The sequence below is a fragment of the Rhizorhabdus argentea genome (assembly GCF_037861105.1).
Classification (GTDB): Bacteria; Pseudomonadota; Alphaproteobacteria; order Sphingomonadales; family Sphingomonadaceae; genus Rhizorhabdus; species Rhizorhabdus argentea.
In genome coordinates this window covers 56969-79335 of sequence record NZ_JBANFK010000009.1, presented here as the reverse complement: position 1 = coordinate 79335, position 22367 = coordinate 56969, and the positions used below count along the sequence as shown (strand labels likewise).

The following is a 22367-nucleotide window of genomic DNA, read 5'->3' as shown; positions in this document are numbered from 1 at the left end:
GGCGCTTGCCTTCGTCATAGCCGTGACGCTATTTCGCCACCGCCCGCTGGAAAGCGGGCCTTGACTTGATCCGCTCCCGGTACGCCGCGATAGAAGGGGTCACCTCATTCTCGAGACCGACCAGCTCGACCGCGCCCAAGGCGTGGAACAGCGAGATGTCGGCCGCTGTAAATCGATTCCCGACGATATAATCATGCTCGGCCAGCCGGTCGGCGACGTGCTGAATGCGCTTTGGCATCGCATTCTGCGTATAGTGCTCGATCCAGCCGCCTTTCAGCTTTTCCGGCGCCATGAACATGTTCAGGATGCGCAGCGTGAACGGCATCGCGATCGAGGCTTCGCCCAGCCAAAGAAATTGCAGATATGCGGCATAGTCCGGGTCTTCCGGCTCCAGGGCGATGGGCGTCGGGCCATAGCGGCCGGCCAGATACTGGACGATGGCCATGGATTCGCTCATTCGAACGTCGCCATCCACAAAGGCAGGCAACGTGCCGAGCGGATTGACCGCAACCAGTTCGGCTGAGCCGAGTTCGACCGGGATCGCCTGATAGTCTAGGCCCAGCTCCTCGGCCATCCAGACAACGCGCAACGAACGCGTCCGTCCATCATGATAGATTTTCACTGGCGATCACCCTTTTCCTGAGCGTGTAGAGGCGTACCGAATTCATGGACAAGTTCGCGTCAGGCGGACCCGGAAATGCATCCACGATCCGCCCGATCAGCGACGGTCGTCAGAATGGCGCCCCTGCATCGATCGCCTGTTCTCATGTTGCAACGATGCCCGCGTCGTCTAATCGGATTACCATTGCGCCCTTCGCCCGTGCATCTGCGTGGCGACAAGCGACGGGCAGATGCATGCGCCGCAAATGCCACCGATCGCGATGAACACCGCATGATAGTCCGGCAGCACGGTACGCAGTCCGCTCATCACCAGCGGATTGCAAAAATCCCCCAGGAACATGGTCGCGTAATAAAAGCCCAGCGCCTTTGCCTGCATTTGCAGCGGAACCTGGCCGAGCAGCAGGGTGGGCAGATAAGACATCATCAGCCCCGACCCGACACCGGACAGTGCGACCGCAGCACCGGTTGCAACCGGCTCGTGCGACAGCCCGATCGAGATTTGCCCCGCACACCAGAATAACAGGATGAGATTGCCTACCACGTGGCGGGAGAATCTTCGGCACACGCGGCCATATGCCAGTCCAGCCAACATCCCGGTAAGCGAAGCCATTCCGAGCACCACCGACTGGCTGGCAGGGCTCGTTACGCCGTCCTCGGCCATCACCAGTCCGGTCTGGATTCCGGTCATCTGCATGACGATGCACATCGCGAAGATCAGCAGATAGGTTGGCCAGAGCCGGTAAAGCGACAGCGAGGCGAATGTATCCGCCTCCACCTCCACCCTATGGCCCGCCGCGAAGTTGATTCCGCGTACCGCGATGAACGCGAGCAACGCCATCGGCAAGGCAAGCAGGTAGAGCGCGAACGGTGCGCGCCAGCCGAACCCCTCCCCAACCGCCCCGGCGCTCCACACGCCGATGAGCGCTACTCCGGCACCGATTGCGCCCTGCAATCCGAACAAGCGGTTGCGCGCATCACTATCGTACAGTCTGCCAATCATGGTGCTGGTCGCCGTGACGATTGCGGCGACGTCGGCCCCCAGCAGGAAGCGCGACCCAATCAGCAGTTTGGCGTCCTCGCTGAAAAGCCCGAATCCGCCGAACAGCGCATAACCTAGCAATGCACCCAGCAAGACGGCAGGCGGTCCCCAGCGACCGATCAGCGCACCGGCAAGCGGTCCGCCGATGACAATGCCCAATGCGGGCGTGCTCATCAACATCTGCGCGTAGAAAGCGCCTTGCTGTCCCCCGCCGAGATGCCGGGCGAGCAGGGCCAGCACCGGCGCCAGCGCGACGAACACGAGCGCCATCATCGCCGTGCCGGACAATATGACGGGAAGCAGCAACGGCGCTCCTTGCCCCGTCCTTACGGCGAGGCCGCTATCCTCGCAGGTCAAAACAGCGTGCCCTGATAATGCTGCATCCGCCATTCGCCGCCACGGCGGGCCCAGATCACCACGCTGCGGCCATCGACCACCTTGATCGAATTATCGGGAATGATGGCATGCAGAATGGTGCGCCCAGTGACGACCGCGACGTCTGCGGCCAGCATCCGCACGATCATTTCCGGCTGGTTCACATCCGCATATCGATAGGTGCCGCTGCGTACCAGTTCCAGGAACTCCGGGCCGGTCTCGCGCAGGCCGTTCGTGTGCACATACAGCGCGTCTTCATCGATAATCGCCATCAGCGCTTCAACGTCGCCGGCCACCATGGCCGCACGCCGACGGGTCTCGGCCATTTCGATTTCAGCAATCATCAACCGCTCACGATATAGCCGCCGTCCACGGGGATCGTGACACCCGTCACGAAGCGCGCTTCCGGCGAGCACAGAAAGGCGATGACATCGCCGCAATCTGCCGCCACCCCGACACGGCCGAGCGGCGTGCGCGAGATCAGTTGGGCGACATAGTCGCGGTTCTCGAACACCCCCCTGGCCATGTTCGTCTGGATCCAGCCGGGCGAAATGGCATTCACGTTGATGCCGTCCCCGCCCCAGGCCACTGCCAGTGACTTGGTCAGTTGAACCACCGCGCCCTTGCTCGCCGTATAAGCCGGAACGACAGGGCTGCCGAACGTCGCGTAGACCGAGCCGATGTTAACGATCGCCCCTTTTGTCTCAGCCAGCAGTTTGCGGGCCGCCGTGCAGCACCGCATCGTGCCCGCGACGTTGACATTCAGCGTGCGCAGAAAATCAGCTTCCTCATACTCTTCGACGCTCGACGTGCCCGCGCATGTGACCAGCGCGTCGAGCCGGTCGAGCCCCTCGAACAGAGTCTTGACCGCCGCGTCGTCCGTCACATCCAGGACGACCGCGCGGATACGGGGATGATCCGGCGTCAGCGCGACCTCATTGTCCGAGATGCCGGTCACGATCACGTCGAAACCGCTCTCGGCGAGCTTCAGGGCAGCGGCGAAGCCAATGCCCCGGGGATGCGCCCCGCCCGTAATCACTGCCTGTTTGGTCAAAGAACCCTCGATCGGTGCCATGCTGCCTTTCCCCGTTAGGAATCGCGCACGCGACGGGCCACGTCCGAACGGCCTAATGCCATGCCCGGGCATAGCGTTTCGTCCATTCGGACGTTCCAGCAAGCTAACTCCGCGCTACATTGCGCATCCCAAGGGCATTCGCGCCCGACAGCAATGACGTGAAGGGTTGAGGGCGATGCGCGCGGCAATATTCAAGGAGGTGGGCCAACCGCTGGAGATCGTCGAGCTGCCCGAACCGGAACCCGCCGCCGATGAAGTCGTCGTCTCTGTCGGCCGATGCGGGATTTGCGGAAGCGATCTGCACATGACCGACACGGGCGGGATGCCGCCCGCCTCCAGGTCGGTCATCGGCCATGAATTTTCCGGTGAGGTCGTGGCCATCGGCCGCGATGTCTCAAACTTGAAGATTGGCGACAGGGTGGCAGCAATGCCCATCAAAGGTTGCGGCAAATGCAACTCCTGCAAAGCCGGCACGCCATCATGGTGCGAGCAGGGATTGCAATATCTGGCCGGTGGCTATGCCCAGTACGCCCGTGCCGGAGCGCGCGAGTGCCTCTTGCTTCCCGGGGGCTTGGATGTGGCAGACGGCGCCCTTGCCGAACCCTTGGCCGTCGCGCTGCATGGCGTGAGGACGGTGCCCGATTTGAAGGGAGCGACGGTGACCGTTATGGGCGGAGGTCCGATCGGTCTGGCCGCGGTGTTCTGGGCACGACATTTTGGCGCCGCCAAAGTCCAGATCGTCGAAGGAAACGTGTTTCGCGGCGAGATGGCCCTGGGGATGGGGGCCGATCAACTGTTCGCCCCGCCCGCGCCCAGCACTGGGACGCCAGGACAGGCAGAGTCGGTCGACCCCGCGTCGATCCCAGCTCCCGCCGATGTAGTATTCGAATGCGTTGGCAAGCCGGGGTTGCTGCTGTCGTCGCTCGATCGGGTACGGCCATGCAGCACCATCGTGTCGCTCGGCTTCTGCATGTCGCAGGAACCCTTTTTCGCTGCCGCCGCAGCGACGCGGGAAGTGACGATGAAGTTTCCGATGCTTTATACGATCGACGATTATCAGACGACGCTGAATGTACTTGAAAGTGGGGCCGTGGAGTCGCGAGCGATGGTGACCAACACCGTCAGCCTGGATGAGCTGCCGAAGATGTTCGAAGCGCTGCGCAAGCCCAGCCACGAATGCAAGGTGATGATCGACCCGTGGAAGGTCTGAACCTCCCCGATGAGCGGCGATCCGCAACTTCATGCCGGGAACGAACGACCGTGACAGAATGCCAATTTGTTTCTGACGCGATACGGCTGCGCGACGCCTTCACGCAGTCGATGCGTCGCCTGGCCACTACGGTGACGATCATCACTACCGGTGATCGGGAAAATCCGCTCGGCATGACGGCCACTGCGGTCAGTTCGCTGTCCGCCGATCCGCCGTCGATTCTCGCCTGTGTGAACCGCAGCGCGAGCATCCGTGATGCCCTGCCCCTGGGTGCACGTTTCTGCATCAATCTGCTCGCCGAATCGCATCACGATCTGCCGTTGATCTTCGGAGGCAAAACCCCGCCAGAGAAACGCTTTGACTCTGGCAACTGGGGCTATGACGAAGCGCCCTATCTCACCGATGCGCAGGCCAATCTGCTCTGCGTCGTCGACAAGCTGATCGACTACACGTCCCACACCATTGTGATCGGCAAAATTGCCGGCGTCCGCCTCACTGACGAAGCGCGACCGCTGATTTTTGGTAATGGCCGCTTCATTCGCGCGATCGCCGACGCCGCAGCTTGACGACATCACAAAGGAAGTTCGGGACATATCGCGATGAACCAGAAGATCGCACAGGACATCGTATCGCGGTTCGGGCTGGATGGCAGGATCGCGGTCGTGACCGGCGGCGCGCAGGGCCTCGGGCGAGCGACGAGCCTCTTGCTGGCGCAACTCGGTGCGACGGTTGTCGTCGCGGATCTGAATGAGCAAGGCGCACGGGCCGTCGCAGCGAAAATCGATGCAGAAGGCGGAACCGCAGTCGCGCAAGCGGTGGACATCGGCGCTGCCGAGTCCATCGCCGGCATGTTCACAGCGATCGATGCCCAGTTCGGCAGGATCGACATCCTGATTAACAATGCCGCACAACGAACAAAGGCTCCGCTGTTCGACATGACGATCGATCAGTGGGATGCGATGCTGGATGTCACGCTACGCGGTACGTTTCTGTGCTGCCGCGAAGCGCTGCCACGGATGGAGGCAACAGGCGGCGGCAGCATCATCAACATATCGTCCGTAGGAGCCGTCCATCCCGGCCTTCGGAACATCAACATCCACTATGACGCGGCCAAGGCCGGCATCGACAGCCTGACCAAATCCTTTGCCGCGGAGTTCGGCCGCATGGGAATACGGGTGAACTCTATCCTACCAAACGGAATGGTCAGCGAAGGGGCAACCAGCATCAACTCACAATACAAAATGGAGGGTCCGTTGACCGACCCGAAACGCCTACCCCTGGCGCGGCACTGTGACCCGAGCGAAGTGGCACAGGTCGTCGCGTTTCTTGCCAGCTCCGCGGCGAGCTACGTTACTGGCCAAATCATCGCCGTGGATGGCGGCTACCTCGTAAGTTAGGAGAAGATGAGCATGCCGGAGACGCTTGAGGATCGCTTTGAACTAGGCATGTCGCTTATCGAGGAGTTGCTGGGCGAAGAATTCGCCGCCGGTGCCCGCGCGCATCGCGACAGCGGTGGATTCGGCGCCGAGTTGGCCGAGCATGGCGCGCGCAACGTCTTTGCCGAATATTGGGGACGTCCTGGTCTGGATCGTCGGTCGCGATCCTTGTTGACCATCGGCATCCTGATCGGAACGGGGCATATGCCCGAACTGAAATACCATATTGCGATCGCCATCAAGAACGGGATCACGGTATCGGAGGTCGAAGAGATCGTGCTCCACGCGCTGCCATATGCGGGATACCCGAAGGCGAGCCATGCAGCGACCGCGGCGCGTGAGGAATTAACGAAGCTGGGCCTCCTCCCCGCCTAGCCGGGACCGGAGGGAACGGCTCGTCCGATCCACAATCTTCCGGGCCGATGCGGGATCAAAGCTCATTGGCCTGGCACTATGCCCGAACGCCGGCCAGGCCTGTCGCTTCAACCGCGCACGGAAATCAACCGGCAACGCCTGCAGCTGCGATGGCGTGCAGGGCGCAAAGCTCATCATTGTCCGAAGTATCGCCCGTGACACCCACTGCACCGATCACCTGCCCGGCGTCGGCACGGATCAGCAGCCCGCCAGCCGCCGGGATGATCCCGCCCGGCGCGATCGAGCCGAGCGCCCCCACAAAACTTGGCCGTTCGGCTGCCATCTCACCGATCCTTCGCGACGACATGCCGAGCGAAAGCGCACCAGCAGCTTTTCCGATGGCGATCTGCGGACGCAAATTGGAGGATCCATCCTCCCGCGCAAATGCGATCAGAAAGCCGCCCGCATCGAGCACAGCGGCGCTCAGCGGCGCAAGGTTGAGGCTTCGCCCATGCTTGAGTGCTGCTTCAACAAGGGCATTGGCTTGGGCCAGCGTGATACTCGTCATCATTTCATCTCCCGAATAGCGGGGCCGACGATAGGGAGCTCCGCCCTTTCCTCCATCCCTGCTTCGGACGATGGAAGTCGCGCGCAACACTAGCCGGATCAGACGATGCGATGCGATCGGCGGCGATAGACTGTTCCGGAACACGGTCGATACCGACGACGCATTCTTTGAGGCATTGGAGAGGCTAAGCATATGGCAATGCTGCATCACAGGCTGCCCGGCAATTTCGGGACCAGCGTCCCATGCGAGGTGCCCTGCCATGCCTTGCCTGACGCCGATCTGCGCGCCCTGCACAACCTGCTGACCGAACACCGGTTCGTCGTCATTCCCGGCCAACAGTTGAACAATGATCAATATGTCGAATTTGCCGGGCGCTGGGGCCGCCCGTTGCTACTTATCGCAAAGAAGAACCAGCTGGCGAGCCATCCGGAGATGATCGTCCAGGGCAACAGCGCCGCTACGCCGGACTATGTCCGCAACGTCGCGTGCAACTGGCATTGCGACAGCTCTTATGAGGAAGATGTCGCCACCTGCACGATGCTCTATGGCGTGGAAACGCCGAATGAAGGCGGGGACACCCTGTTTGCCGATCTGGTCGCCGCCTACGACGCTTTGTCCGGCGAAAAGCAGGCGCTTTACGACACGCTGACCGTCAAACACGCGACCAGCGCCGCCACCCCGCTACCGGATGAACATATTCCGGACCGAAGCAAGATCCCCCCCGAGATCGCGGCCACGGTCACGTTCCTCGACCCGGTGAGCCACCCGCTGGTTCGGATAAATCCATATAGTGGCCGCAAGGCGCTCTATGGGCTGGGTGGATCCCCCTATGCGATCGAGGGAATGAGCGATGCAGAAGGCGCCGAGTTGATTCTCGAGCTACGCCGCTATGCCATCCAGGATCGTTTTCGCTCGGCCTACAAGCTCATGCCGGGCGACCTTTTGATCTGGGACAATCTTAGCGTGATGCATCGCGCGACGCCCATCGAGTTCACCGACGAACCCGGAAAACGTCGGCTGAACTACCGGATCAGTCTGAAGGGCCCACCCCGCTTTCTGGACGCCCCGGAGATCGCGAGCGCCGAAATCCGATCGACCGAACATATCGGCTGAAAGGCAGTTCGCATGGATTCCATAGCGCAACACCATGCAGCCGCGAGGGACGAATGGGCAGCGGGCTGGCCAGTCGTCCTCTCCGCCATGGCAGGAATATCAACCCCTGCGGCCATGGTTTACACAGTAGGCCTGTTCATGATCCCGCTACAGCAGGAATTCGGCTGGTCGCGCACCGAGGTCACGGTTGGGCTGACGATCAATGCAGTCGTCCACCTCATATGCTCCCCGTTCATCGGCATCGCCATCGACCGCCTGGGTTCACGCCGCATCGGCATCACAGGGATCATCCTGTTTCTCAGCGCATTTGCAGCGCAATCCACGGCGAATGGCAATCTTCTGCATTGGTGGGGCATGTGGTTGGCCATCGCGCTGACCTCAATGCTGATCAGTCCTGCCGTATGGGCAACCGCGGTCGTCAGTCGATTTGAGACAGCGCGCGGTCTTGCGACATCGGTGACATTGTGCGGCACTGGAATAGCGTCCATTCTGGCACCGGTCGTTTGCGGGGCACTGATCGAAAGCGTCGGGTGGCGATTGGCGTTTCTTTGCCTTGCCGCCGGCTGGGCGCTGCTGACGCTGCCTCTGCTCGTCATGTTTTTCTACGGAGCCACTGACCTTCGCCGCCTCAATCGCTCAACCGCCGCGGAAACCGCGCAATCTGCCAGACTTCCCGGTCTGGAAGTGAGGGATGCCATTCTCTCGGCCCGCTTCTTCAAGCTCGCCATTTCCGTTTCGCTGACGGTCATGGTGGTGACGGCAACGATTGTTCACTTCATTCCCTTACTGAGAGCGAAGGGCCAAACGCCCCAACAGATCGCCGCCATTGCGAGTGCCATCGGATTCGCCTCGATCACCGGCAGGCTCGCCTGCGGCACATTGCTGGACCGGTTCAGCGGATCGTTGATCGGTGCGATCATATTCTCTCTGCCACTTGTTGCGTTTGCCATTCTGCTGAAAACGGACGTATCCGGCACCGACGCGATCATCGTCGCGATTGTGATCGGGCTGGCCGTCGGCGCGGAGTTCGAGATCGGTGCCTATCTCGTCGCCCGCCATTTCGGTATGTATCGTTACGCAACCTTGTTCGCGATCATCGCCGCACTGCTTGGGCTCGCCACCGGGCTGGGCCCGTTGCTAGCGAGCGTCGTCTATGATCGCTTTGGGTCCTATGACTACGCGCTTTGGGGAGCGATATGCATCAGTGTGGTCTCGACGATATTGATTGCCACCATGGGGCCATATCCGCGGGAGCTGGAGGAAGTCGCCCAACTTAGATAGCGGGAAGCGGCTTCAACAGACCTTCTCGGTATTTCGACTCTGGCGTCGCCAGAAGGAACGCTCTGCGGCGAACGTCCTTCAGGAAATACACGCATAGCCGCTCATCATCGCGGGGAGACGCCGATCGTACGACGGCATCCAGTGCCGCTTCAGCCGCATCACGGGTCGCCGGCCGCCATCCCAGAATCGCAGTACAATCGTCGAGATAGGTTCGCTCGAATTCGGGGCCATAGGCCAGCCGCCGCTGAAGATATGACGTCAGTGCAAGGACCTTGTCGCACAAATATTTGGATTCATCGGTTTTGCCTGCAGACAGTTCGATAGCGAAGCGCAGAATGCTGATGTCGCGATCACCATCGTCATCGATGTTTGGACAAGGCATCGGCAGGTCTTTCCAGCCCATAAGCTCAGTCAGCGCTTCATATGCCAGCTTCAGTGACCAATCGATCCACGTCAGATACTCGAAATAGTCACCCTCCGGCTTTGGATCCGCCGCAAAATGCTTCACATGCACCGATGACAACAGAGCTGTCGACAGCGCGAAGGTTATCGTATGGTACCGAATGGCGTCCAGATCGACAGGCGCCCCTCGCACTCGGCTATAGTCGGCGAACAGGCTCGGCAAATCGCCAAGGAGTTCCCGCGTCCCCCGCACGCGCAGCGCCGCCAGATCCGCCATCGGATCACCCAGCATGCTCAACTCCAGATCGATCATAGCCGTCAGTTCAGGACCCTCGAACAGAAATTGTCCAGCGTCGCAGGCAATGAGCGTGGGCGTATCGCAATAGGATCGACGGTTCCGCATCACCCATTCCGCGAGAAAGATAAGACTGGCATTCCCCCGGCAATTCGACTGGCGATAGAGCGCATAACTGGAATCGAAGAAGGCGAGCGATATCGCGTCGCTATCAGGTGGGACGGCGAACCCGATGTCGCGAAACTGCTCCGTATCGAGGGCGTGCATCCTAGTCATCTGCTCGACCAGCTGGTGACGGACCGCAACCCGATCGGCGTCCGATTCAGCAGTACCAAGATCGGGCCGGCCATCGACTGCTTCCATCACGATCGCGGGCAACTCTTCGATATATCCATGAGGTTGCGGAATCCTGATGTCAGCCCGGGCCAGCGCCACATTGACCTTCCATTCTCGCTTCAATGTGCGGGGTTGGTCGCCCTCGCGCAGGCCGCGGACATACAGTCGCCTGGCGACGCCATCGGCTGACTTGATGCGCACGATCCAGGCCGGGCGCCATCGTTCGGTCCGTTCGATCTGCTCGACGGCTGCGCCCAAATTCTCTTCAATCCATGCGCGGATCACCGCATGATCATCTTCGTCGTTCGGGAGGGCCATCGCTTTACTCAGGATCATCGACACGCCTGGTTTGGCTGTGATGGCCGGCACCGGACTGCATCTTCCGAACGGACCTGAGGCCGACAACCTCTCGATCAGGCAGGCACATCAAAAGGCCAGGTCGATCAGTTCCCGGATCGCTCTTGATACACGGGCATCTCGCCCATTGGCTTCGCCAAGCTCAATCCCCAGGGCAAGGTCCTTCCGCGCCAGGCTTGCCGCATGTTGAGTGCCGGTCGCGGGCACTCCACCCGAACGAACGGCCTCACGCCCTGCTAGATACAATCCCATCATCTCGGTAAGATTTCCATTACCGCTCATGATCTTGCGCAGCACGTCCGGAGACACGCCCGCGGCCTCCGCCACGCCAAAACTTTCATAGACTGCCAAGACGCTCATATAACCGACGATATTGTTGCAGATCTTTGCCGCGATGCCTGCCCCCAGTTCCCCGGCATGAATGACCTCACTCGAAAAATGGGCCGCGAACGGCCTTGCCTTTGCGAATGCTTCGGGCGTGGCACCGATCATCGTGACGAGCGTGCCTGCGGCTGCCCGGCCCGGTCCCCCGGTGACCGCCGCATCGACGAGATCGATGCCTTTCGCGGCTGCCTGTGCGGCAAGGCGGTGGATGGTGGCGGGGCTTACGGTACTGTGAACTAGGATAATCCCCCCTTTGCCCATGGTTTCGAAAAGGCCATCGGAGCCAGCAGTGACCGCTGTCACATCAGCATCATCGCGCACACACAGGCCGACGACATCCGCCTCTTTCCCGATCTCAGCGGGGCTTTGCGCCACCTGCGCCTTGCCCTCAAAGGCCGACCTGGCACCGGCGCGGACGTCGAAGACGATCGTCTGTGTCCCCTCTGCGACGCGGTGCGCCATAGGTGCCCCGATATTTCCGAGGCCGATGAACCCGCTGGCGGCTGGCATGTGTCACTCCCTTTTTCATTCCGCAGCAGTAACCCCGGGGAGAAGCTCGATCGCGGACGACGGCGTCGCCAGGCTGGCGAAGGTGCCACGTCAGGCTTGCTCCTCCAAGGAAGTCTCCCGATCGATGAAGCTGCGGCTGAAAAACTAGCGCATGGCGCTGGCGTCCTCGGCGTCCATTTGGACTAAGCGAGCCTGAGGATCACCTGTTAGCAATTGATCGCTGACAACCGGGAGCGACGGCGATTTCGTCCGGCAAGACCCCGCATCGTTGCATCGCGCCCGTCGCGATTGCGGCATGCGGCTTGTGGATACTCGCATATCGACGGCCAGCATTTGCATTGAACAAGGCCTATGCCCGATGACTGACACATACGCACAGCCTCCGGCGAACGTGCCCCCCGAGCTTGTGGTGGATTTCGACTATATCAATCCCCCCGGCTCAGGCGAAGTGGAGATCACCGAGGCATGGTCGCGGATTCACGACCGGCCAGATATCTTCTGGACGCCACGCAATGGGGGCCATTGGGTGGTGACGCGGGCCGAGGACATTCGCTGGGTGCAGGCCAATCACCGGATATTCTCCCACGAAATCTTCGTCATACCGCGTCTCAAGGAGCCCCTTGTCGCGCCGCCCATGTCGATCGATCCGCCCGATCATGTGCGCTATCGTTCCATGATCAATCCCGCCCTGACCCCCGGGCAGGTCAAGAAGATTTCCGTAGGGGCGCGAGAGAAGGCAATCTCGCTGGTGGAGAACATCAAGCCAAATGGACGCTGCAACTTCGTCGCGGAGTTCGCGATGGATATGCCAATATCCATCTTCCTCCAGATAATTGAACTGCCGCTGAGCGAGCGGGATATGTTTGTCGGCTGGGCCAATCGCTTCATCCACACCTTCGATGAGGAGGTCAAAAACGAATATTACGGCAAGATCACGGCTTATCTATCGGCGGTCGCGGAGGAACGATGCGGCAAGGGCGGAACCGACCTGATTTCCCGGGTGGCAGAAGGCAAGAAGGACGGCCGCTTCCGCACCGACGAGGAAGTGGCCGGTATGCTGTTGCTCATTTTCGTGGCGGGCCTGGACACCGTCGCCAACATGATGTCGTTCATCATGCGCCATCTGGCCATGCATCCCGATCACCGCAAAAGACTGATCGACGACCCTGCCATCATTCCGCACGCAGTCGAGGAATATCTTAGACGCTTCGGCCTTTCCAGCACCGGCCGGCTGATCAAGGAGGATGTGACGTACAAGGGCGTCACCTTCGCTGAGGACCAGATGATACTTGTTCCGCTACCCTTGTCGGGCCTTGACGAGCGAATGTATGACGAGCCGCTCAAGATCGATTTCGATCGCCCGAACCGGGCGGATCACAACACGTTCGGAACCGGCCCCCACCGCTGCCCGGGCGCCACGCTGGCACGGGCCGAAATTGCGATCATGCTGGAAGAATGGCTCGCCCGGATTCCGGATTTTCGCCTTACCCCCGGCGCCCCGCATAAGTCGCATTCCGGAACGCAGACCCGTCTGGGCGAGTTGCATATCGAGTGGGATGTATGACCGCGGAGGCTGCCATGCTCGGCCGCCAACCGTCACGGCGTCAGCAAGCGCGCGACATCAAGGCAGTTTGAGGTTCATATCCCAGGAGGGTATTTCCTCGCGGGCTGTGATCCGCCAACCGTCCGGCGTGCGCGCATAGCAATCCTTGTACCACAGGCCGAGGAACATGACGCCGTTCGGCGCATCCCCGGACTTGGCAACGAGTGGATTGAAGCACATCACCTTCCCCGTCGCGACGTCTCCATCGATCCGAATGTCCGGGTTGGCGACAAGGTGCTGCGTGGCACTGAACGCGCTCAGCGATTCCCTCAGCCAGTCTCTCAGTTCGGAATAGCGGCCCTCGCGCCCTCCATAAGGCGTATAGGACACGAAGGCGTCCGGCGTGAAGATATTGTCCAGCTTCGCCATGTCGTTGGTGTCGATCGCGTCCGCATAGTCGATCAGCAACTGCTGGATTTCGAGGCGATCTGATATCTCCCGCAAGCTCAGCATGTCTGTTCCTCCGGCCCGAGCCTAGCCTACTCAACTGGCCGAGCCAGGACGCGCAGCGCCGGCACGACCGGCAGGGCAGCTGTAAATCCGCCATCGGCCTTCAACACCGCGCCATTCACGAACGCAGCATCGGATGAGGCCAGGAACGCGATCACCGCTGCAATATCCCTAGGCTCGCCCAGCCGCGGAGTCATGTGATGATTCTCGAACAGCTCGAGAATGTCCGCGGGGAAACAGGAAATGGCTGCCGGCGACAGAATCAGTCCCGGCGCAACGACATTGCTGCGGATGTTGGCCTTGCCATATTGCACCGCCACGGATCGCGACAATGCCAGGATTGCGGACTTGGTGGCCGCATAGCCGGCCCGCACGTCTTCCGAATGCATGGCCGTAACCGATGCGACATGAACCATGGCGCCGCCGCCTCGTGCGATCATGTGCGGAATCGTCAATTTCGCGAACAGCATCGGCGCAGTGAGATTCACGGCGATCTGCCGGTTCCAGACATCGAGGTCGATATCCGCCACCGCAAGATCGACGCCGCTCAGGTCGAGTGCCGCCGCATTGTTCACCAGGATATCAATGCCGCCCATCCGGTCCGCGATCTCGCCGGTCGCGAACGCAACCGCCTCGACGTCTCCGATATCGATGCCGAAGGCAAAATGCCCCTCGCCCAGTTCTGCGGCCAGCGCATCGGCGCCGTCCGCGTTGATGTCGATGACGGCAACCTTCGCGCCGGCATCGGCCAGTCGCCGACAAGTGGCCTCGCCGATTCCCGACGCCCCGCCGGTGACTATCGCTATCTTCCCCTGCATCATCCCCCCTCTTCCGGACAGATATTCATTCTTCCCATCCCAATGCAGCGTCCTACAGGACTAAAGGGATAACCTTTCGCTGCCCCGCCAGGGAACCATGCCGGGTCCGCTCGGCGCGTCTCGCGAAGACACTCACACGTCCCAGACAAGGTGGAGATGATCGACACCGTTGATCGGACCCGAATGGCTGACCGGGGGCCGATCCGGATCGAGCCGGAAATCCGGAATACGCTTCAGCCATTCTTCGAGAAAGATCTTTAGCTCGGCTCGTGCCAACGGCGCGCCGATGCATTTGTGCGGCCCATTGCCAAAGGTGTTGTGCGCCGGGACGCCGTTTTCAAACAGGTCGGGCCGATCAAAATCGACTTCAAACGGATTGGGGTGTTTCCGCTCGTCCAAGCTTGACATGGAAATGGGCACCATCACCATTTCGTCCGCCTTGAAGGTCACGCCTTTGTACTCGACATCGCTCAGGATCAGCCGGCCGGTGTTGGACAGGCCGTAACGGCGAAGATATTCTTCCGCGGCCCTGGGGATAATCTCCGGCTCTTCGATAATGCGGCGCCGATGTTCTGGGTGGGTAGCCAGGTGCCAGACCATGAAGGACAGCATATTGGCGACCGTGTCGATACCGCCCAGGAATGTCACCAGTGCCATGCCGATAACCTCGGCCTCGCTCTGAAAACGGGGATTCTCGCGCCAACTGACGATCCGCGTCAGCAAATCGCTGCCGGGATTTACGGCACGTTCCTCGATCTTCGCGCTCAGATATTCGACGATCTTGTTCAGGCTGGCGTTTCGCGCATTCTGATCTGACGAGGGCGCAAGGAAGCCGAGGGCCCATGCGACGAAGTCCTCGCGTCGATCCTGCGGCAGATCGACAATGTCCAGAAATACGCTCACCGGCATTTTACGCGAAAAATCGCCCACGAATTCGCAGCGACCGGCCGGCCGCAGTTTCTCCGCCAATTCGACGGTGATCTGACGCGCCGTCTCGCCGAAATTCGCCACTTTGCTCGGCACGAAGAACGGATTCAGCACGGCTCGATAACGAGCATGCAGGGGCGGATCGACCGTGATCGGCGGCATGATGATCGGGGTCGAACCGCGCGGGATGCTGAAGACTTCGTGGCTGAATTTCTCGTAGCTTTCCTGCACCCAGCAGATGTCCTCGGCGCGGGTCAGAATCCAGTGCCCGCCATTGCAAGGAGTCCAGACAATGTCCGGGCCGGCGTGCAACCGGTCCCACGCGGTGTACACCGTGTCGTCTTCAATTCCGTCGGGATCCATATAGTCGAAATCGACGACGAGCTCGTCGGGCACATGGCTCGGCTGCGGTACGCGACTGTAGTTCGTACCAGGGTCAGATACCGCCTGCCTCATTCCAGCCTCTCCCTGCACGATTTCTGTCCTTCATGTGGCGCGCGCGGACGTTCGACGAAACCATCGCACTTTTCCCGCTGAGATCCGGGTAATGGGAACAAGACAGCATCGCGATGACAGCGATCGCGAAGCAGGCAGCCAGCGATTTCAACACCAGATCATAGCTGCCCAGGCTGTCATACATCATGCTGGCGGCCGGCGGCATGATGATCGATCCCGCGGTAAATGCGGTGAACATGACGCTGCTGATGACGCCGAACTTCCGAAGGCCAAAATAGCGGGCGGTGAGAAACGAGATCATGCTGAATTCGGCGCCCGTTGCGAGGCCCAGCAGGACTGCAGCCATCAGTCCGGACAAATAAGTGGGAGGGGCGAACAGCAGCAGCAGACAGGCCAATATCGGCAGCGACAGCGCGATCGCAGCCAATCGTGTCGCAAAAACCCGATCCATCAGATAACCGGCAATCAAACGTCCCAGAATTGCGGCGAGGCTGACCGATCCGACGATGCTTGCCGCGACCATCGGAGCCAGTCCCCGGTCCGTCTGCATCGGATAGAGGTGGATGACGAACACGGTGATTCCACCGCCGGCCAGTAGGAACGACACTGCCAATGCCCAGAAATTGAGCGTCTTGCTGGCCTCGATCAGGCTAAGTCCATGCGCCGGCATTGCCTGAGGCGCGGGACTGTTGCCGGCGGTGGATGCGCGCCTGAGATCGGAACCATCGAAAAAATGGAGATATGCGGTCGGGAATACCGAAAGGAACATGAATAGCCCCAACCCCAGATAGGCGGTTCTCCAGCCCTCCGTTTCAATGAGATACCGGCACAACAACGGTGCGGCAGCGCCGGCCAGATTGGAACCGCAGAGCGCGATGGACAGGGCAAGGCCGCGCTTCTCGATGAACCGATCGACAATCGCCCGGGTCCAGATGACCGCGGATGCCATTCCGATCCCCATGGCCAACGCCATATAAAGGGCAAGATAGACCAGGAGGGATCCGTTCTGCAGCGATAGTGCGGCGGCCGCTACGCTGGCAACGATTGTGCCCGGCAGCACCAGACGGCGAGCCCCGACGCGATCGACCAAGATGCCGGCAAGCGGCGACAGAAGCGCGACCACAAGCGATACCAACACCTGCGACATGGTGATTTCGGTACGGCTCCAGCCGAAGCTTTCATTCAATGGGCCAATGAAGACGCCGATGGCGTAGAGTGGGGCCGAGGACAGGCCTACCCCTAAACCGGCGGCGAGCACGAGCTTCCAGCCGCCTTGCCACTCGCTCGAAGACGACTCAGCCACCGGTCAAAATGTCCACCTCTGGACCGATCATCGGCGAGCTGCGTTCCTGCTGGACCAGCACCTCGATATACATGTTGTCGAGCCGCTCACGAGCATCGACAAAGATGATCTGGGTAGAGCGATCGGGCGTCCACGCTTCTTGCGCAATCGACATACCGTTCTGCTTGAGCCAGCGTTCAGTCTTCTCCCACTCCCGCGAGTTCGTGATCGTGATATGGTGGATGCCGGGCCCACCGCCCGTCAGCTTTTCGGTGAAGATGGATTTTCCGCCTTGGGGCTCCACGGTTTCGACGCCGAGTGCACCCTTGCGTCCGGACCATGTCTGAAAGCGATAGTCCTCCGGCTCGCCTTCATAGAGCGAGTCCTGCACCGATTCGTGCGGAATGTTCTCAAACTTGTACCAGTTCTTCACACCAAGGATGTCTTCATAACCTGCCTTGAATTGGTCGCGAGGCTGGTCGGCGACGACCGTGTAGTGATAGAGTTTATCGATCGGGAGCTTGCCCGGCATCGCGGTTACGTCCGGACCAGTCACGACGCCCATGTGGTACATATCGGTTCCAGGTACGATCCCACTCATCACTTTTCTCCGTGACTCTGATGAACCAACGGCGCTCACGTGACGTGACCGGCGGCGATCGGCCGTTCGATCCCGCAATTTTCGCACGATGAACGGTGCGGCGGGGACTGTCCTCGTCCATTTGTGCGAGGGTTCGCGCATGCTGATGAAAACAAGACGCACCGGAAGGAAACCTAAGGTCCCCCCGGTGCGCTTGTCGTTCCCGATCGATCAGAAGCGGAAGGTAACGTCCGCGCCAACCGTTGCCGGAGCGCCAAAGGTTGCCCAGCCTGAGCCGACGCCGCTGTTCACTAGGCTGATGATCGCCTCATAATAGCGCTTGTTCAGGACGTTCTTGCCCCAGATCGACAGCGTGACATTGTGTTTCGGCAGCTCCACGCTGAGCGACGCGCTCAACAGGCCATAGCCCCGTTGAGTGTTGACGGCATCGCTTGCGGATGGGCCACCCAATACGGAAGGCTGGCTATCATCTACATATAATACCGCACTGCTACGATGGGCCCAGTTAACTGACGCCGTAACATCCGCATCTTTCAGCGATATCGTATACGCGGCGTTCACGCTGTAGGTGTATTTGGCGAGACCCTGGAACGCCTGGCCCGAAGCATCTCTGAAACCGCCCGGGAAGGTGGGACTTGCGATGAGGTAGGTGCCATATTTGGGTTTGGTATAGGCGAATGTACCACCGAGAGTCAGTCCCTCGACCGGGACGACAGCCAATTCGGCCTCGACGCCGTCGATGGTGGCATCGGCAGCATTGCGCGTTGCCGTTGCAATCAGCCCCGGCTTCACTTCGAACGCGGTTGTCCGCTGAATGTTCGAATAATCGGTGTGGTAATAGGACGCATTAAGGCGCACCCGCCGATCGAGAAACTCAGATTTGAAACCGGCTTCATAGTCGACGTTCACTTCCGGCCGATAGGTGGTAAACGGTGCACCTGCCGCCGTGTAGGCGCTCACACCGCCCGACTTGAAGCCGCGGCTCACCTTTCCATAGACCAGAATATCGGGTGTGATCGACCAATCCAGACCCGCCGTATAGGATAGATTGTGGTTGGAGAATTTTGCCGATTCCTGTTCGCACTGGGCGAGCGGCGTGGCCGCGTTTGTTGGCGCGGCTCCGATGCAAACGGTGCGCAGTCCATTGCTCAGACTTGGAAGCTGGATCGCATAGTAGCGTAACTGCGACGATTCATCCGTATAGCGCAGACCGCCGGTGAAATTGATCGAATCCGTTATTCCGAAGGTCGCCTGGCCGTATACGGCCTTGCTTTCCACCTTCAGCCGGTTTGTCTGGGTCGAGCCATTGGTGAGCCCCAGCCCCTTCTGGCCAAGAAACAGGGGAAACGCACCGTCGATCGACGAGTCCCGCCGCGCGTCCCTAAGAGTTGAATTCAGATAATATGCGCCAAGCGCGAACTTCAACCGATTGTCCATCGCCGTGCCATTAAGCTGCAATTCCTGGGTGAACTGATCGTTGGATCCCTGTTGGTTCGTGTAGATCGGGATCGAGGAGCCTCCGCCAACGTTGAAGAAGCTGCTGCGGCTTCCATAGTCGTAAGCGGTAATCGACTTCAGTTCGACCGTACCAAAGTGCTGCGCCACAGTGAGCACCGCACCTCGCGCTTCGGCCCGGCCGGATTGCGGATAGAGGGGGTTCTGTTCGGCGCGATTACGCGGCGCATTCAACTGATCTTGAATCCGCTGATTGACGGTGGGCAATGCGCCAAGCACCAGACCCGCAGCGGCACCCTGTTGCGCCGGGGTAAAGCCGCCCGCGCTGCCGAAGATCAAGGGCGCCAGGTTAGCGGCAGTGATGCCATTGATCCCCTCCGCTACGATGTAATTCATGGAAAAAGTGTTGATCCCGGGCTGAACGTAGGTGACGCGCGTATCCGGGCCGTTGCCTCTATATTTGCCATACCAGCCCGTGACGATGATCTCGAGGTTATCGGTCGGATTAGCCTTTACCGACGCACGGACATTCCATTTGTGCAAATCGTCAAGATCGCGCCTCGATCGCACGTCGTAGGAGTATCCAGAATGATCTTCGAGCCCGCCAACCACGCGCACCGCAAGCCTTCCGTCAACAATCGGCACGTTGATCATGCCACTGATGTGTCGACGGTCGTAATTGCCGATGCCGGCCTTCATCTGACCCTCAAAGTCGTTGGATGGCTTCCGGGTTACGAATTTGACGACGCCCCCGGTTACATTGCGCCCATACAAGGTTCCCTGCGGCCCCTTCAGCACCTCAACGCGCTCGAGGTCGTCGAAATTCAGCAGGCCGCCTGAAAGCTGCGACGAACCGTTGAAGACGTCGTCGAGATAGACGCCGACGGAGCTCGTGTCGAACGAACCGGTGCCTGCGGCGACCTGTCCACGCATGGACAGGAAAAGTCCGGCTGGCGAGACGTTCGGCGTCTGGACCTGAAGGCTGGTCGTGCTGCGTTGCACGTCCTGCAGATTTGAGACGCCTTGTCTTGCCAGGGTCTCGCCCGAGAATGCCTGAACCGAGACGGGCGTGCGCTGGATGCTTTCCCCCGTACGGCGCGCGGTGACGATGATTTCGTCTCCTAGCCCGCCAGCCCTCCCGGTCTCCGGCGCTGCAGCATCTTGCGCATAGGCACTGCCTGAAAACGCCATCGCGGCACCCGCTGTGCCCGCAAGAAATATGGTTTTCAAAGAAAACATGTCTTGTATTCCTCCCCTGCGTTGCGTCGAGTCTCATGCTCACGCTTAGTGAGACTTCCAATAGTCATATTGCTGAGGGCAGTAGATGCGAGCGACGTCCAAACGGATTAGGGCATGACCTCTCGCGGCGAACGCGATAGCGGATTCTTCCTGGCTGTGAACGTCGACGACGACACTAGCGCCTCTGCCGGACTGAACGCAGCTGAAAGGCTCATAGTGTGCCGGCATCTTCTTTCGTCAGTTGCGCGGGCATCGCGCCCTCTATCAAGACAGTGCGCCGTGAGTACGCACCGCATCCACGGACATCGTCGACAGCATCAGCCGCAACCTGATGTTGGACGGTGAGGTTATCCGCCTCGACGGCGCCATCCCTATGCGGCGAAATAGTGGGAGGAAGTCGCAGGCAATGGCGCGAGCGGCCAGCTTGGGCCGCGACATCAGCCTAAAGGCATCCGGCGCCGCATCGCTGACGTCAAAACCGGCCACCGACGCGCCCGCCCCGCCGAAAAGCCGCGCCAAAGCGCGGGCGGCATCCCGTCTCCGCCCATGATAATCACCAGCTTGCTTTATATCATTGCTGGAAGATCGTGTAAGTCCCTGATCCGATCCTGGCCACCCCAACCTTGCGATTCAACGGACATGATTTCGAACAGCTTGAACATGGCGCCTGCGGTTTCGTCGATGGCGGAATCGTAGTTGAACAATTCGGTATAGTGGCCGAGCTGCTCCATCGTATCGATATAGTGGATCAGAACCCCCGGCATCACGCCGGTGCCCATCGTGGCGTAACCGGCTGCTGCATAGGCCGCGCGATCTGCCTCGAACCTGTCCGACATCTGCATGCAATGATGATAGGCGATATCCTTATCACCGCGCAGATGATCGAAAACGGGATTGTCGCTTTCGATCAGTTCGAATTGCAGGGGACCGCGATAGCCAAATGCGACGCGGTTCTTCGTCACCCCTTCGACCGCTTCCCCGCGATAGGTATATCGTGCGACGCCGGGGGGAACATCCATGGCGTAGAATGGACCCACGCCCTGGTGGTCGACGAAATAATCCACCGCGGCCTCAAGGCTGCGGACGACATAGCCAAGCTGCAAAATCTGTCGCGCTTTCCAAACCAATGTTCTGCCCTTTGCTCCTTGGTTCCATCGACTAAACGCCGCATTGTCGAGGGACTTCGTCCGCGCGGACGTTTTCTATGGTTTCAAGGAGATGGTAACCGGTAGTTCGTCACGCCTTGGACGCAAGGAAATGTTCATGGAATTCATCACCGCAGGCGGTGCCAACATACCCGCCCTGGGCCTTGGCACGATGTTCATGACGGACAAGCAGATACAGGCGGTGGTCGCCACCGCGATTGAGGCAGGGGTGCGACATTTCGATGCCGCGCAGATCTATGGAACGGAAGCCTTTCTTGGCGCCGCGCTCGAAAATTCCGGCTCCCGGCGGGATGAGTTGTTCATCACCACGAAAATCTGGGGCACGAATCTAGCGCCAGACCGGTTCGCGGCATCGCTGGACGAAAGCCTGGAAAAGCTGCGGACCGACCATGTCGATCTGTTGCTGCTACATTGGCCAAACGAGGCCGTACCTCTTGAGGTGCAGATCGAGAGCTTGGAAACCGCCCGCGCGAGCGGAAAGGCCCGTCACATCGGGGTTAGCAACTTCTCGATCGATTGGCTCGATCGCGCGTTGGCGCTCGCGCAGTCGCCGCTGGTCACCAACCAGATCGAAATTCATCCTTATTGCCAGCAGCCTCGTCTCGTCGATGCCTCGCGGGCGCGCGGGCTGGCGACGACCGCCTATTTCGCGCTCGCGGAAGGTCGCGCGCCGCGGGATCCGGTGCTGGCCGAAATAGGCGCTAGATACGGCAAGTCGGCTGCGCAGGTGGCCCTGCGCTGGTTATTGCAATTGGGGCATATCGTCTTGACCCGCACCACCAACGCCCGGCGCATGCCGGAGAACGCCGCCGTCTTCGACTTCACGCTGGACCTGGAAGACATGACGCGGATTTCCGCGCTTGCAGAGCCGGGTACCCGCTTGGCCAATTTCGAGGGCTTGGCACCCATCTGGGATGACTGATCCGGCCGCGATATGCCGGCATCCTCGTCGCCCTGAACTTGCATAACGCTCCATAGTCCGAAGATGTGATGTCAGTTCATGACGACGATACT

At 60.2% G+C, this 22367-nt stretch carries 23 protein-coding genes; 8 read left to right on the top strand and 15 right to left on the bottom strand.

What is annotated here, in order from left to right; genetic code table 11:
• Positions 1-28: 28 nt before the first annotated feature.
• The 4 genes from AAC645_RS10610 to AAC645_RS10595 all read right to left on the bottom strand — a co-directional run bounded on the left by AAC645_RS10610 (position 29) and on the right by AAC645_RS10595 (position 3110).
• The gene (locus tag AAC645_RS10610; RefSeq protein ID WP_340315858.1) at positions 29-622 is read right to left on the bottom strand and encodes a glutathione S-transferase family protein; all 594 of its coding nucleotides are present in this window, start codon (positions 620-622) and stop codon (positions 29-31) included.
• Positions 623-799: 177 nt separating this feature from the next.
• A complete protein-coding gene (locus AAC645_RS10605; protein WP_340315856.1) occupies positions 800-1966 on the bottom strand; it encodes an MFS transporter in 1167 nt (388 codons plus the stop codon).
• Positions 1967-2013: 47 nt separating this feature from the next.
• On the bottom strand, positions 2014-2379 hold the full coding sequence (locus tag AAC645_RS10600) for a nuclear transport factor 2 family protein (RefSeq protein WP_340315855.1): 366 nt from the start codon (positions 2377-2379) through the stop codon (positions 2014-2016).
• Positions 2379-3110, bottom strand: a complete 732-nt coding sequence (locus tag AAC645_RS10595; RefSeq protein WP_340315853.1) for an SDR family NAD(P)-dependent oxidoreductase — start codon at positions 3108-3110, stop codon at positions 2379-2381. The genes AAC645_RS10600 and AAC645_RS10595 overlap by 1 nt, the downstream gene beginning before the upstream one ends.
• A 175-nt stretch (positions 3111-3285) precedes the next feature.
• Between AAC645_RS10595 and AAC645_RS10590 the strand changes: the two genes are divergently transcribed.
• From AAC645_RS10590 to AAC645_RS10575, 4 genes are read left to right on the top strand one after another with little or no spacing between them, the layout of a single operon-like run.
• The gene (locus AAC645_RS10590; RefSeq protein WP_340315852.1) at positions 3286-4320 is read left to right on the top strand and encodes an alcohol dehydrogenase catalytic domain-containing protein; all 1035 of its coding nucleotides are present in this window, start codon (positions 3286-3288) and stop codon (positions 4318-4320) included.
• Entirely contained in the window at positions 4308-4886 is a 579-nt protein-coding gene (locus tag AAC645_RS10585) for a flavin reductase family protein (protein WP_340315850.1), read from the top strand. Before AAC645_RS10590 ends, AAC645_RS10585 begins: the two co-directional genes overlap by 13 nt.
• A 33-nt stretch (positions 4887-4919) precedes the next feature.
• Positions 4920-5717, top strand: a complete 798-nt coding sequence (locus AAC645_RS10580; protein WP_340315849.1) for an SDR family NAD(P)-dependent oxidoreductase — start codon at positions 4920-4922, stop codon at positions 5715-5717.
• Positions 5718-5729: 12 nt separating this feature from the next.
• A complete protein-coding gene (locus tag AAC645_RS10575) occupies positions 5730-6131 on the top strand; it encodes a carboxymuconolactone decarboxylase family protein (protein WP_340315847.1) in 402 nt (133 codons plus the stop codon).
• 124 nt (positions 6132-6255) lie between these two features.
• Here AAC645_RS10575 and AAC645_RS10570 read toward each other — a convergent pair whose 3' ends face one another.
• Positions 6256-6681: a GlcG/HbpS family heme-binding protein gene (locus AAC645_RS10570; RefSeq protein ID WP_422785821.1), complete on the bottom strand. Its 426-nt coding sequence runs from the start codon at positions 6679-6681 to the stop codon at positions 6256-6258.
• A 189-nt stretch (positions 6682-6870) separates the two neighbouring features.
• Between AAC645_RS10570 and AAC645_RS10565 the strand changes: the two genes are divergently transcribed.
• Both AAC645_RS10565 and AAC645_RS10560 read left to right on the top strand, forming a co-directional pair.
• Positions 6871-7791: a TauD/TfdA dioxygenase family protein gene (locus AAC645_RS10565; RefSeq protein WP_340315845.1), complete on the top strand. Its 921-nt coding sequence runs from the start codon at positions 6871-6873 to the stop codon at positions 7789-7791.
• A 12-nt stretch (positions 7792-7803) separates the two neighbouring features.
• Complete coding sequence (locus AAC645_RS10560) at positions 7804-9072, top strand: MFS transporter (protein ID WP_340315844.1); 1269 nt, start codon at positions 7804-7806, stop codon at positions 9070-9072.
• Here AAC645_RS10560 and AAC645_RS10555 read toward each other — a convergent pair.
• Both AAC645_RS10555 and AAC645_RS10550 read right to left on the bottom strand, forming a co-directional pair.
• A complete protein-coding gene (locus tag AAC645_RS10555) occupies positions 9065-10474 on the bottom strand; it encodes a phosphotransferase (protein WP_340315843.1) in 1410 nt (469 codons plus the stop codon). The two genes, AAC645_RS10560 and AAC645_RS10555, sit on opposite strands and share 8 nt — an antisense overlap.
• Before the next feature lie 57 nt (positions 10475-10531).
• Positions 10532-11356, bottom strand: a complete 825-nt coding sequence (locus AAC645_RS10550; protein ID WP_340315842.1) for an NAD(P)-dependent oxidoreductase — start codon at positions 11354-11356, stop codon at positions 10532-10534.
• A gap of 358 nt (positions 11357-11714) precedes the next feature.
• Between AAC645_RS10550 and AAC645_RS10545 the strand changes: the two genes are divergently transcribed.
• Positions 11715-12920: a cytochrome P450 gene (locus tag AAC645_RS10545; protein ID WP_340315841.1), complete on the top strand. Its 1206-nt coding sequence runs from the start codon at positions 11715-11717 to the stop codon at positions 12918-12920.
• 57 nt (positions 12921-12977) lie between these two features.
• Here the strand turns inward: AAC645_RS10545 and AAC645_RS10540 are convergent, their stop codons facing one another.
• The 8 genes from AAC645_RS10540 to AAC645_RS10505 form a co-directional block, all read right to left on the bottom strand.
• On the bottom strand, positions 12978-13412 hold the full coding sequence (locus AAC645_RS10540; protein WP_340315840.1) for a nuclear transport factor 2 family protein: 435 nt from the start codon (positions 13410-13412) through the stop codon (positions 12978-12980).
• Positions 13413-13438: 26 nt separating this feature from the next.
• Positions 13439-14230, bottom strand: coding sequence for an SDR family NAD(P)-dependent oxidoreductase (locus AAC645_RS10535; RefSeq protein WP_340315839.1), 792 nt, complete (start codon positions 14228-14230; stop codon positions 13439-13441).
• A 129-nt stretch (positions 14231-14359) separates the two neighbouring features.
• Positions 14360-15550 (bottom strand): cytochrome P450, encoded by a 1191-nt coding sequence (locus tag AAC645_RS10530; protein WP_340315838.1) that lies wholly within the window; start codon positions 15548-15550, stop codon positions 14360-14362.
• Between the two features lie 40 nt (positions 15551-15590).
• A complete protein-coding gene (locus tag AAC645_RS10525) occupies positions 15591-16913 on the bottom strand; it encodes an MFS transporter (protein WP_340315837.1) in 1323 nt (440 codons plus the stop codon).
• Positions 16906-17457: a VOC family protein gene (locus AAC645_RS10520; RefSeq protein WP_340315835.1), complete on the bottom strand. Its 552-nt coding sequence runs from the start codon at positions 17455-17457 to the stop codon at positions 16906-16908. Before AAC645_RS10520 ends, AAC645_RS10525 begins: the two co-directional genes overlap by 8 nt.
• 246 nt (positions 17458-17703) lie before the next feature.
• Positions 17704-20187, bottom strand: a complete 2484-nt coding sequence (locus AAC645_RS10515; protein ID WP_340315834.1) for a TonB-dependent receptor — start codon at positions 20185-20187, stop codon at positions 17704-17706.
• 264 nt (positions 20188-20451) lie between these two features.
• Positions 20452-20706: a hypothetical protein gene (locus tag AAC645_RS10510; protein ID WP_340315832.1), complete on the bottom strand. Its 255-nt coding sequence runs from the start codon at positions 20704-20706 to the stop codon at positions 20452-20454.
• Positions 20707-20753: 47 nt separating this feature from the next.
• Entirely contained in the window at positions 20754-21314 is a 561-nt protein-coding gene (locus tag AAC645_RS10505) for a VOC family protein (protein WP_340315830.1), read from the bottom strand.
• A gap of 136 nt (positions 21315-21450) precedes the next feature.
• Here AAC645_RS10505 and AAC645_RS10500 point away from each other — a divergent pair, with 136 nt between their 5' ends.
• Positions 21451-22275 carry an aldo/keto reductase gene (locus AAC645_RS10500; protein WP_340315829.1) on the top strand — a complete coding sequence of 275 codons (825 nt, stop codon included), beginning with the start codon at positions 21451-21453 and terminating at the stop codon, positions 22273-22275.
• The last annotated feature ends 92 nt before the right edge of the window (positions 22276-22367 follow it).